The following is an 11,910-nucleotide window of genomic DNA, read 5'->3' as shown; positions in this document are numbered from 1 at the left end:
TGAGTGACTATTTCCCTGTCTCATCCAAATAGTTGATTACGCTTGTTGCGATATGAAAGGCAAAGGGGACAGGCACGCTGTTACCTACCTGTCTTGATTGCTCGCTTTTAGGCCCATAAAAAATATAATCATCAGGATAGCCCTGTATTCTTGCCATTTCGCGTATTGTTACTCTTCGGTGTTCGGTTGGGTGATAGTAATGGTCATTGTTATTGTGGACAATCGTTGGACTTACCTCATTGAGATGTAATCTTCTCATTGCTCTTTTTAAATCCGAGTTATTTTGTAATTCCACTGGGCAGTCTTTCATAGAACCGCCTTGAGGTATGTATTTTATCCTATTCTCATTGAGAGTAGAAAGTTTTGCAATGTCATGATTATAGTTATTGCCATTTATGGGTTTATTCAACAGCACGTCACCTACCGTTTTATATCGTCCAAACAAAGGCGGATTGACCACCGGCGGCGGATAGTCATAGGTAGAAGTTACGTTTTTTTTTGTTCCAACAATGATCGTTCTTCTTCTGCTTTGGGCTGTTTCGTAATCCTTCGCATTCAATATCTTGTATTGTACCTTATATCCCTGATGTTCAAGTTCTTGCAAAATCATTGTAAGGACAGCCCCCTTTTCCAGAGTAACCATCCCTGATACATTTTCCATAACGAAAATAGTGGGATTGGATTCCGATAAAATGCGGGCATACTCTTTAAAAAGCCAGTTTCGCGGATCATCAAACGACCTGTTGGGATTGGCAGTGGAAAAGCCCTGGCAAGGCGGTCCTCCTATTACTATATCTGCCTGGGGCATATTTTTTAGTTCTCTTATATCCTGACAAAGAATATGATTTCCAATATTTTTAGCATACGATTCACAGGCGTATTTATTGATGTCATTTGCCAACACTATTTCTGCACGGTTGGTTGCCAAAAAACCCAAATCTAACCCTCCGCTTCCGGAAAACATGGAAACTACACGGTACTTCTTCTCTTTACCCATTATCTATTGTTACATCCAATATGAACGTCTTTCCGCATTTAATTGCCTCAAAATTACTGAAAATACTATACGAGCAGTGTTCTATTCCCTTTAGTACCCTATCCTGCTAATTTTACAGGTCACTACATTGTCCAGTTGAAAAATTGCTCTTCCAAATCGGGCTATAAATTCAGTGCTAAAATTCCCTTAAAACGAATGCTGCTCTACTGCCCAATGCCTTGAAAAATAGGTTGCAAGTGATATTTTTGATTTTTCGAAAGGCAGGCCTGAATGTTTCTGAATTCGATTATTCTTTACTATTTGTTTTTATAATTAATACTGAACCGACTTTAATTTTTGAGCGCCGTATTTCTTGCTTAATGGCAAATTGAAACTCTTCATCTATACCCGATGGGTTATAAAATTCTCCTTTATCATTTATAAAATACATTGCTTTTTCAATTCCAGAATTAGATTCTAATAAGTCCATCACTGTTTGGCTATCCATTTCCAATTGATTATCAATAAAAAACAGTTGTAACCCTGTTGCTAAATTTACTTGGTTCATATTTGGCGCGAAGACCCATTGAGAATTGTTAGAATTATTGCTAAAAGAGTTAATTGAGGTCTTATGAACGACAGGATAATCACCCATATCATTTATAGAAAATTTCATCTTAGGTATGGAATCGATTTTAGGCGCATTTTTTTGGCAAAGAGCCAAATGGCAAAAAGAAACGAAGAAAGTGAGGATTATATATTTCATAGCCTATTTGCTTTTTAAACAAGAAACATTGATATAAAACTACAGTCCAGCACTGAAATAAAATTTCAGTGAGGCAATTATTTTTTATCTTTTTTAAAGAGAAAAATACTTTTGATACCGCCGCTCCCACAATAGCCAATAGTACTATCCCATACAGCACCATACGTAGACCTTACCCTTACCTGAAGTAGATAGAGCGGGGCCGCTGCTGCGGTTAGTGGTGTTTTCTAAAAAAGTATCGGGTCGGACCGTTGCTACGGAGGATTTGAGGCATTGATTTGTTTTTTTAGAATTATGCGTTAATTTTGTTTTATACATCTAATTATTTTAAACGATGTCTTCGCCACTTACTACTCCGCAATTGGAGCTCTTACAGATGTTTTCGCGACCCGTTGATGAGGCCGATTGGATAGCTATCAAGCAACTCATTACCAATTATTTTGGACAAAAAGCCATTCAAGAAGCTAACAAAATATGGGACGAACAACAATGGAACAGTGATACAGTAGAAACCCTGCTATCAGCCAATCTCCGTACTCCTTACAAGAAATGACCCATGTTGTTTTAGACACCAATGTTTTGTTGGTTTGTGTATCCGACCGCTCACCTTATCATCTTATTTTTAAGGCGTTTTTGGAAAACAAATATACACTTTGCGTTACCACCGACATTCTTGATGAATACGCCGAAATTTTGACACGCTTCTCCGGTCTTGCATTGAGTAATCTTGTACTTGAAACCATTGAAAATGCCCCCAATACGCGCCTTATCACACGATATTTTGCCTTTGATTTGATAAAAATCGACCCGGACGACAACAAGTTTGTAGACTGTGCCATTGCTTCCAACGCCGATTTTATTGTTACGCACGACAATCATTTTAATGTCCTCAAAACTACCCTTTTTCCAAAAGTTACTATTTGTAACGCCAACCAATTTTTAGAAATCTTACGTGTGTAGTGGGCGGCACCATGCTATACAGCAGCATAGAGAGCGCCTTTATCTGTGGTAGGTAGAGGCGGGCCGCCGCTGCGGTGAGTGGTGTTTTCTAAAAAAGTATCGGGTCGGACCGTTGCTACGGAGAAAAAAACCAGATCTAACCCTCCGCTCCCGGAAAACATGGAAACTATACTGTACTTCTTTTCTTTACCCATTCTGTGTATCGTTACATCCAACCTTTGCCTCAAAATTACTGAAAATACAAAACAGGCCGTGTTCCTTTCTCTCTAATACCATAATCACCATTACCCATTTTCAGTTTCTTTATTGCCCAATCCCATTTCACCTCACCTTTCATATTTATACCTCCCTTCCTCCCGGTATTTTTACCCCCCTCTGCGCTTTTATGGTTTGTTAGTTCAAACGTGTTAAAAGAATGAAAAAGCGTCTTTTGCTGAGTTGGTTATGGATAGGAATCGTTGGGACAATTGCCGTGGCGCAGGTGCCGGGTGCGGTGGTGGCGTACAGTCCGGCTTCGTCGGGATTGTACATTGGTTCGCCGAGTCTCTGCATTTTACAAAATGGTGATTACCTGGCCTCACATGATTTGTTTGGCCCTAAATCCAGTGAATTTGAACACCCCGTTTCGCGCATTTATCGCTCTTCCGATAAGGGCAAAACGTGGGTTCAAATTTCTGAAATCAACGGGCAATTTTGGTCTAAACTCTTTGTGCATCGGAATGGACTGTATTTTCTCGGCACAAGCAAACACCACGGCAACACCATCATCCGAAAATCTGCGGACAACGGCGTTACCTGGACCGAACCCACCAACGGCGAAACTGGATTGCTTTTGGCGGGTGAATACCACTGCGCCCCCGTGCCGCTCATCGAACACAACGGGCGATTGTGGCGAGCCATGGAAGATGCCATGGGGCCCATCAAAAAATGGGGCAAGCGCTACGGCGCTTTTATGATGTCTATCCCGTTGGAAGCCGACCTGATGAAAGCTGCCAACTGGACCCACAGCAATGTGTTGCCGTTTGATTCTACGTTGTTGGGCGGGAATTTCGGCGCGTGGATTGAAGGAAACGCCGTGGTCACTCCCGAAGGGCAATTAGTCGATATTTTGCGGGTGGACGACAAATCGACGTTGGAAGAAAAGGCCGCTTTTGTACACATCAGTCCCGATGGAAAATCCGCCACTTTCGACCCTGCCACGGGATTTGTGCCTTTTCCAGGAGGGAGCAAAAAATTCACGATTCGCTATGACCCCAAATCCAAACTGTACTGGACCCTTTCTAACTATATTCCGCAGGAGGTCAAAGCAGCCAATGCGGGTAAAAATCCCGCGAGTTTGCGAAATACGCAGGCACTTTTCAGTTCCAAAAACCTGCTGAAATGGGACCTGCGACGCATTGTATTGCAACATCCCGAACCCATCAAACACGGTTTTCAGTACGTGGATTGGCTGTTTGAAGGGAAAAATATTGTTTTTCTCTCCCGCACCGCTTACGACGACGGCGTGGGTGGCGCTCACAACAACCACGACGCCAATTACCTGACGTTTCACCGAATCAGGAAATTCAGGAAAATACCGATTTTGGAGTAAAAAGTAGTAACATGTAAACCCCGTACTTGAAATAGCAATAGACCTAAACTTAGTATTAACAGTATTTTTAGGAATACAGAACGGTCCGCCGTTGCGGTATCACAGAGTGCTTCACAGAGTTACACAGAGAGCATAAAACTCAGTGAAACTCCGTAATTTTTTAAACTCTGCGTAACTCTGTGTTATAAAAAAACAAAGACGATATCACTTAAAATTTCTTATTAATTACAACCTAAAAAATGAAAACCACTTTTCAATCAGGCGCCTCTCAAGGTCGCTTGGCTTCGCTCGATGCACTTCGCGGTTTTGATATGCTCATGATTTCGGGCGGCGGCGCTTTCCTTTCCGTGATGGGAGGCAAAACCAACATCGCCTTTATTGATGCCGTGGCGGCGCAGTTTCATCATCCCGATTGGAACGGCTTTACTTTCTACGATTTTATCTTCCCTTTGTTTCTGTTTATGGCCGGCACTTCGCTGTCTTTTAGCTTGCGAAGCGGCTTGGCCAAAGGTATTTCTAAAGCAGATTTGGCTAAAAAGGTGTTTAAGCGGATGCTGATTCTTTTCTTTTTTGGCATTTTAGACAAAAACGCTCCGCTCGATATTTTTGACCCGGCCCACATTCGTTACGGAACCGTACTGGGACGAATCGGCATTGCCACATTTATTGCCGCTTTGCTTTATATGAATTTTTCGTGGAAACAAATGCTGTTCATCGCGGCGGGAATTCTTATTTTGTACTTTGCCGCGTTGATGCTCATCCCTGCTCCCGGCTTCAGCGCCGGCGACCTTACCTTTGAAGGGAATTTGGTAGGCTGGCTCGACCGCAATTTTATGCCCGGGCGTTTGAAGCAAACCACTTACGACGAACTGGCCATGACGACTCAGCTTTCGGCCACGTGTTTAACTATTTTTGGCTGTTTGGCGGGAGATTTGTTACAGAAAAGACTGCCGGTCAACAAAAAACTATCGCAATTGGCATTAATGGGAATCGTTGGAATCGTGGTGGGTTTGCTTTGGTCGCTTGGGTTTCCGCTCAATAAACACCTGTGGTCCAGCTCGTTTATATTGGTTACTGCCGGAATGTCCTGCCTGTTGGTGGTGCTTTTCTATTGGGTCATTGACGTGAAAAAATATACCCGTTGGGCTTTTTTCTTTAAGGTCATCGGCATGAATTCCTTGGTCATTTATCTGCTTTGCCGTTTTGTAGATTTTGGTAAGTCTTCCCAACTGCTCTTTGCGGGACTGTATAATCATTTACCCGAAAAATGGCACGAAGTATTTAATGCCTTAGGAGGTTTAGCGCTCGTTTGGTTGGTTTTATACGTGATGTATCGCCACAAGATTTTTGTAAAATTTTGAACCAAACCTATGAGGTCCGAAAATCATCGTTTATCAGACCTCATAGGTTTATCGAAACAAATCCTCATAATGCGCCGAAGGCTCCAAAATCCCGGCACTTTGGGCATAAAACGTGGCGTCCGTAGGATACACTCCCTTTTGTGTTTTGGTCCACGTTGCTCCTTCTTTGGGGTGGTAGGACATGAGTCTGTCCCAATTCTTATAGTACTGATGCCCGTTGGTTTCCTGTAATCCAATCGACATATTGGGAAAAGGAGACAAGCGAGCTGCCACCGATTTATTCCAATCAACCAAAATTGGGTTGACCGTCAGGTCCGCGCAAAAGCAGGGGACTTTCTTTTCATAGGCATACTGAACGATTTTCATCGTCATACTCAGGGTTTTAGCAATGGCTTTCACGGCAATGGCCGAATATCCCTGCTCTATCCGTCGGGCGGCGTCTTCTACAGTATGGGCGCTTTCGTCGGCGGCCACTCGTACGCCCATATCCCCCACGTAAACCTCGTTGCTTTCTTGAAACGGCTCTTCAATCACCGCTATTTGTTCAAAAGCGCCGATTTTTTTGGCATGGTCTAAAAAGCGCAGCATTGTATCTTTTTGTTCATAACGGCCGTTGGCGTCAAAGTAATAGGGAATTTTTCCGCTCTTGGTGTAGGGCGTTTCGTAATGCCCGATGGTCTTGTGCAAAGTTGTCAAAAAGGCAATGTCTTTTTCGAGCATTTCTTTCTGCGTCCCTGCCGCGCCCGTTTTGAGTTTCATGATAAAATATCCTTCATCGGCGGCGGTTTTGATGCGTTCGGCAGTCGTTCCTACGCTAAACGATGGAATACTCGCTACCTTCTCGTGGCGGTACGACAATCCAGGACGGTAGGCGGCAGGAATCATTTCATCAAACGTATTCATTTTGTTTTCGTGGGCATAAAGCAGCCAAGCCGCGTTGTCTACGCACACCAACGAATTGAGGGCAAAGGTTTTACGCAAATCAGTAATCCCCGTAATCTTTCTTCCGTAATTCAGGACTTCGGGCAAAACAGCATCCAACAGTTGGACCGGATTCGTAAATGAATTTCCCTTTATCAGTTGCAACCCTCGTTCGCTCATGGCGTACATGAGGGCATTACCTGCGCTTTCGGAATGCCCTGCGGCCACTCTCGCATCCGACCAAAGCACGCCCTGCGTTCCCAATCCTACCTTTCTTACGCCTGATTCGGATTCCAGCATAGCTACCGCTTGCCAACTGTCGGTAATGGCACCACCTTTGAAACGATACGCGTTAAGGGGCTCGCGTTCAAAATTGGCATCCACGTTTTTGATGCGAATGGGATTCTCTTTTTTTTCCATAAAGGATAATTCGGTCATGCCCAGCGCCATTGCTGAACCCGTATATTGGACAAATTCTCTTCGATTCATGACTAATTTTTGATAAAGAGGTAGATTAATTGGGAATTGCATTCAACGTATACCAAGTTTCCGACGACCACAGCGACTGGCCTCTGTTGCTTTTGAGATTATCCGGCAAACGGAAATAAACGACGTGTTTCTCTTTCAGGTTCGGGATTTCCAGATACACCTTTGTTCGGTCTTTGGACACTTGTATTTGAGTGATTTCCATTTGCTCCAAATCCATTTTAGGGCCGCCGTAGTTTTTCGTAGCATTATACCACCATTGCTGCACCAAAAAATCAGAAGGCTGAAGGCTTTTTCCTATTTTCAGCGGTTCAGTAAATTCTATCTCAAAACCGTGAGGTTGAGCACGTACCGCCAACATTTCAAACGTCGATTTTCCGTTGTATTTCAACCGTTGCAGGCCGCTGAGGCGTTCTTTCCAACTCCATCCACCGCCTTCCATTCCGACTTCACCCAAGTACAATGCCCCGTCAGTTCCCCAGCGCATCCGATTGATTCCTGCCTCAAATCCCTGCGAAAACCGAAAAACCGCGCCTTGGTATTCGCCGTTGATTTTTTCCAAAAAATCGCGCTGAATTCCGCCGTGGGTCACGTCTCCGTGCAACATTTGGCCTTTGTAAGGACCTTCGTGCACCAACACCGGCTCAGAAGGGGAGTTTCCAATTTCGTCTTCGGGTAACCAAATAGCGGGTAGTGCCATCGGAGGGGCTGCTTCGTCACTGAGCCATCCCCAAGCCATGCCGTGGTAGTCGCCTTTTTTAACGTGAATGAATTTATTCCCCGGCAGCCATTGCCCCTGATTGTCAGTCACAAATAGTTCATTATCCACACCCAATCCAATACCGTTTGGTGTACGCAATCCATAATTAACGGATTCAAAACTGCCGTCTTTGCTGATTTTCAGAGTTCGACCACGGTCAGGCAGTTGTTTTTCATCGGGTTTGAGGCGCATCGCCATCGAAAGAGTGACGTAAAAATGATTGTCTTTGTGGACCAACCCAAAAGCAAACTCGTGAAAATCAGCCGTTACGCCCCAACTATTGCACACCACTTGGTATTCATCAATGAGTTCATCTCCGTCTACATCAACGAGTTTGGTGAGTTCCTGCTTTTGTAACACATAAATTTCACCGTTTACCACTTCGATGCCGAGCGGCTCGGCCAAACCCGATGCAATGCGTTTTATCTTGATTTTACTGCTATCGCCCGTGGTTACGCCATCCAACACATAGACACCGCCCACTTTGTCCCAAGTCGTGACCAACAAGCGCCCATCGGGCAAAAAAGCCATGGCCGCTACGCGCGGTTTGAAATTTTTGGAATGCAATGTACTCAGGTCATAACTCGGATGAACGCCTTGAAGCGCCATTCCAAAACCGGGCTTATTCACTCGCGGAACAGCCTGTGTTTTTTTAGTGGAAACGGCAGGGGTAGCTACGATGGTTGCTTTGGGTTTGAGGGTAAAAATATAACCGACGATGGTTCTTAACGCACTGTCCGGCAGTAAGGCGTGCGAATTCATTACGCCCGTCCCCCACACACCCGTTCCTCCATCCCTGATTTTGGTGACCAAATATTCTACCGATTTTTTATCATTGGGGTAGCGTTGAGCAATCCGCTGAAACGCGGGCCCCACTTCATTTTCTTCTATCTTGTGACAGGTAAAACAATCGCTTTTTTCCATCGACGCCCTGCCGGCATGAACAAATTTTACGGTGGGTTTAGGTGGAAATTGCTCGGGAAGCGGTTCAAAGTAAGTTGTATTATTGGTCGTTGTATTGGCGTTCAATGAAAGGATTGTACCTGCTGATTTTAAGAAAATGGATACGCCATTCGGTACGTTTGACGTTTTAAAAAGGCGCTCTAATCCCGGCTTGCCCGTTTTATCTTGCACAAACTCGGGTCGTTCTTCAATGAAAATTGTGTCTTTTGTAGTTAAAAAAAGCGCATATTTCAGGTAAATTTGATTGTTTTTGAAGGTATATCCCCGATGCATGATGCGAGAAAAAACTTCCTGACCGTTCAGTTGCGCACTCCATTGGAAGGATTGAAGGCTATCCGAAAAATAGGCTGTCCCCCAGGAAGTAGGTTGAATTTCTTTTTTGTCGGTGTAGGCCGCGCCTTCCATAGACACGCCGCCTTTCCACACTTTGTAGAGTTTGCAATGAGCTAAATCGTAAGCCGCGTAAAAGTCAGAATTTAAGGCCAACGTGAGCATTCGAGGCTTTTTGTCCAACACCGAGCGGAATGCCCACACATCAAGCGGACGTTGCTTTGCTTCTTCTTTGGGAAGGTGGCTTGCGGTAAAAAAGGCAACCACAGCCACCGATATAATCACATTGAATAAACCGACTTTCATAGAATGCAAACGTTCTGAATGGCATTGATTTAGACACAATGCCATTTTGTAAGGAAGTCATTTTTTGCGCCTATATACTTGTTTAAGAACAAGGCAACAAGACCTTAATCAATTTGTTAAACCTACCAAACCTCGAAAAAGATGTGTAAATTTGCCAATAACATACATAGGAGGCATTTGAAATGAAGGCAAAATACATAAACCCTTTTACAGACTTTGGATTCAAAAAAATCTTTGGAGAAGAAGCAAGTAAGCCCCTATTGATTGACTTTTTAAATGCCCTGTTGCCTCAATCTAACAAAATCATTGATTTAACTTTTAAGAATTTAGAACAACTTGGGCAAACGGATACTGACAGAAAAGCTATTTATGAGATTTATTATGAGAATGAAATTGGCGAGAAATTCATAGTTGAACTTCAGAAAGCTAAGCAAAATTATTTTAAAGAAAGAACCATCTACTATTCAACTTTTCCAATAAGAGAACAGGCCGAAAAAGGGGAATGGAAGGGTCCGACCCCTCGGTATAATCTAAAGGCCGTTTATTGTATCGGTATTTTGGATTTCACTTTTGAAGATTACAAAAATGAGCCTGAACAGAGTGGAGTAGTACATACCATTAAACTCAAAAACCACAATGGCAAGGTTTTTTATGACAAATTAACGTACATTTATCTTGAAATGCTCAATTTCAAGCAGACAGAAAATGAATTAAATACGAGATTGGACAAGTGGTTATTTTTCATTAAATATTTGGAAGATTTCCAAACAATACCATCCATTTTTACAGACGAAATTTTCACAAAAGCCTTTGAAAAAGCAGAACTTGCAAAATTTGGACAAGCTGAATTAGACAGTTACGAAAACAGTTTAAAAACTTACCGAGACCTCAAAGGCGTCATTGAAACCGCTTTCGACGAAGGCATTATATCGGTGGCTAAAAAATTAAAACAGAAAGGAATGGAAATTGAGTTTATAATTGAAATGACAGGTTTGCCCAAAGAAAAAATTGAATTGCTTTAGTAAAGTTACTCATTTAATTTACCGCTTTTAAACTTCTGATTTTCCCAATTTCTGCACACTAAGAACTCGCTATTTCTTCCTTGATTTCCGAATAGGCTTTCCGTACTTTTTCATCATTTCTTCGGCGTGATTGCGCCGAACATTGACTTTTTGATTCTTTTCAGATTTTACGTGAAACGCTCCGCCGAAGGTCTCACTTTTGATGATTTTTACTTCGGGAATTTTCAGGTAGCTTCTCGGAATTTCTTCGCTGATGAGTTCATCCGAAATTTCTAGATGTTTGGGCAAAGGCCGTACTGGAATGGGTTGTTGCATCAGGTTTTCAATCGCTTCCTGTTGCTCTTTTTCATTTTCTGTAATAAAACTGATGGCAATTCCTTTTTTATCCACGCGTCCTGTTCTTCCAATGCGGTGAATATAAGTTTCGGGATGTTCGGGCATATCGAAATTGATAACGTGCGACACCTCTACCACATCCAATCCCCGGGCAATAATATCGGTGGCAATCAGAACCCGACATTCCCCGCTTTCAAATCGGTTGACGGCTTCAAAACGCTGCGTTTGGGCTTTATTAGAGTGAATAACACCCAATTGTTCGCCAAACTCACGGCCCAATTGTTCATACACTAAATCAGCTAAGTGCTTGGTAGCGACAAAAACCAGTACTTTGACCATGTCGGGGTCGTGTCCCAGCAAAAGCTCTAATAAGTTTACTTTTGTATTAAAATTAGGAACGTCATAGGCCATTTGGTAAATATTTTCCAACGGAGTACCTGCGGGCGTGGCTTCTACTTTTACGGGGTGGTTAAAGTAGGTTTGCATTAACTCCTCCACTTCATCGGTAATGGTAGCCGAGAATAGCAGGTTCTGCCGTTTAACGGGCAACGTATCCAAAATGAGTTTCAGCTGCGCCCGAAAACCCAGATTCAGCATTTCATCCGCTTCGTCAATAACGAATTTTTTTATGGCTTTGGGCTTTACCACTCCACTCGCCAACAAATCAACCAAACGTCCCGGCGTAGCCACCAAAATATCTACCCCATTTGACACTTCGGCCACCTGCGGTTTTAGGTTGACACCTCCATACACCCCAACAACCAGTAAATTCATGTACTTGGTCAGTTTTTTAGCCGATTCTACGACCTGAACCACCAATTCACGCGTGGGTACAATGATAACCAATTGAGGAATCTTCTCTTTTGAGAATTGAAATTGGCGCAAACAGGGCAAAAGATAAGCGAGGGTTTTTCCCGTACCCGTTTGGGCGATTCCGTAGACGTCTTTGCCAGACATCACCACCGAAAACACCTTTTGCTGAATGGTGGTGGGGGTGGTGTAGCCTAAGTCGTCTAAGGCATTTAAAAGTGATTTATTCAGATTTAATTCGTCAAAAGTCATACTGGAAAGTGTAAAATATAGGGGTGCAGTATTTAATGTGGACTGCCAACTGTGGACTGTAAACTGTGGA

The 11,910-nt window shown here is 43.2% G+C and carries 10 protein-coding genes; 5 read left to right on the top strand and 5 right to left on the bottom strand.

Going from position 1 to position 11,910, the window contains the following annotated elements; all coding sequences use genetic code 11:
- Nucleotides 1-7: 7 nt before the first annotated feature.
- Together Q0081_RS04460 and Q0081_RS04455 are read right to left on the bottom strand one after the other, a co-directional pair.
- Nucleotides 8-997 (bottom strand): DNA cytosine methyltransferase, encoded by a 990-nt coding sequence (locus Q0081_RS04460; RefSeq protein WP_298349798.1) that lies wholly within the window; start codon nucleotides 995-997, stop codon nucleotides 8-10.
- A gap of 286 nt (nucleotides 998-1,283) precedes the next feature.
- A complete protein-coding gene (locus Q0081_RS04455) occupies nucleotides 1,284-1,742 on the bottom strand; it encodes a hypothetical protein (protein WP_298349796.1) in 459 nt (152 codons plus the stop codon).
- A gap of 334 nt (nucleotides 1,743-2,076) precedes the next feature.
- Here Q0081_RS04455 and Q0081_RS04450 point away from each other — a divergent pair, with 334 nt between their 5' ends.
- From Q0081_RS04450 to Q0081_RS04435, 4 genes are all read left to right on the top strand, one after another.
- Nucleotides 2,077-2,295 carry a hypothetical protein gene (locus tag Q0081_RS04450; RefSeq protein ID WP_298349795.1) on the top strand — a complete coding sequence of 73 codons (219 nt, stop codon included), beginning with the start codon at nucleotides 2,077-2,079 and terminating at the stop codon, nucleotides 2,293-2,295.
- Complete coding sequence (locus tag Q0081_RS04445; RefSeq protein WP_298349793.1) at nucleotides 2,292-2,702, top strand: putative toxin-antitoxin system toxin component, PIN family; 411 nt, start codon at nucleotides 2,292-2,294, stop codon at nucleotides 2,700-2,702. The genes Q0081_RS04450 and Q0081_RS04445 overlap by 4 nt, the downstream gene beginning before the upstream one ends.
- A gap of 415 nt (nucleotides 2,703-3,117) precedes the next feature.
- Nucleotides 3,118-4,293, top strand: a complete 1,176-nt coding sequence (locus Q0081_RS04440; protein ID WP_298349792.1) for a sialidase family protein — start codon at nucleotides 3,118-3,120, stop codon at nucleotides 4,291-4,293.
- Between the two features lie 239 nt (nucleotides 4,294-4,532).
- Entirely contained in the window at nucleotides 4,533-5,654 is a 1,122-nt protein-coding gene (locus Q0081_RS04435) for an acyltransferase family protein (protein WP_298349791.1), read from the top strand.
- Nucleotides 5,655-5,702: 48 nt separating this feature from the next.
- On the opposite strand, the gene Q0081_RS04430 is transcribed toward Q0081_RS04435, so the two are convergent.
- Nucleotides 5,703-7,013: an enolase C-terminal domain-like protein gene (locus Q0081_RS04430; protein ID WP_409034044.1), complete on the bottom strand. Its 1,311-nt coding sequence runs from the start codon at nucleotides 7,011-7,013 to the stop codon at nucleotides 5,703-5,705.
- 76 nt (nucleotides 7,014-7,089) lie between these two features.
- Complete coding sequence (locus Q0081_RS04425; RefSeq protein ID WP_298349788.1) at nucleotides 7,090-9,420, bottom strand: c-type cytochrome; 2,331 nt, start codon at nucleotides 9,418-9,420, stop codon at nucleotides 7,090-7,092.
- A gap of 182 nt (nucleotides 9,421-9,602) precedes the next feature.
- On the opposite strand from Q0081_RS04425, the gene Q0081_RS04420 reads away from it, so the two are divergent.
- Nucleotides 9,603-10,442 (top strand): Rpn family recombination-promoting nuclease/putative transposase, encoded by an 840-nt coding sequence (locus Q0081_RS04420; protein ID WP_298349787.1) that lies wholly within the window; start codon nucleotides 9,603-9,605, stop codon nucleotides 10,440-10,442.
- Nucleotides 10,443-10,511: 69 nt separating this feature from the next.
- Here the strand turns inward: Q0081_RS04420 and Q0081_RS04415 are convergent, their stop codons facing one another.
- Nucleotides 10,512-11,840, bottom strand: a complete 1,329-nt coding sequence (locus Q0081_RS04415; protein WP_298349786.1) for a DEAD/DEAH box helicase — start codon at nucleotides 11,838-11,840, stop codon at nucleotides 10,512-10,514.
- Nucleotides 11,841-11,910: the final 70 nt, after the last annotated feature.

This window comes from Runella sp. (assembly GCF_027484545.1).
Lineage (GTDB): Bacteria > Bacteroidota > Bacteroidia > Cytophagales > Spirosomataceae > Runella.
This window is presented reverse-complemented; position numbering and strand designations above follow the sequence as displayed.

Coding starts and splice junctions, on each gene's coding strand:
- Q0081_RS04425 (WP_298349788.1), bottom strand. CDS start 9,420: ATGAAAGTCGGTTTATTCAATGTGATTATATCGGTGGCTGTGGTTGCC.
- Q0081_RS04440 (WP_298349792.1), top strand. CDS start 3,118: ATGAAAAAGCGTCTTTTGCTGAGTTGGTTATGGATAGGAATCGTTGGG.
- Q0081_RS04450 (WP_298349795.1), top strand. CDS start 2,077: ATGTCTTCGCCACTTACTACTCCGCAATTGGAGCTCTTACAGATGTTT.
- Q0081_RS04445 (WP_298349793.1), top strand. CDS start 2,292: ATGACCCATGTTGTTTTAGACACCAATGTTTTGTTGGTTTGTGTATCC.
- Q0081_RS04435 (WP_298349791.1), top strand. CDS start 4,533: ATGAAAACCACTTTTCAATCAGGCGCCTCTCAAGGTCGCTTGGCTTCG.
- Q0081_RS04455 (WP_298349796.1), bottom strand. CDS start 1,742: ATGAAATATATAATCCTCACTTTCTTCGTTTCTTTTTGCCATTTGGCT.
- Q0081_RS04420 (WP_298349787.1), top strand. CDS start 9,603: ATGAAGGCAAAATACATAAACCCTTTTACAGACTTTGGATTCAAAAAA.
- Q0081_RS04460 (WP_298349798.1), bottom strand. CDS start 997: ATGGGTAAAGAGAAGAAGTACCGTGTAGTTTCCATGTTTTCCGGAAGC.
- Q0081_RS04415 (WP_298349786.1), bottom strand. CDS start 11,840: ATGACTTTTGACGAATTAAATCTGAATAAATCACTTTTAAATGCCTTA.
- Q0081_RS04430 (WP_409034044.1), bottom strand. CDS start 7,013: ATGACCGAATTATCCTTTATGGAAAAAAAAGAGAATCCCATTCGCATC.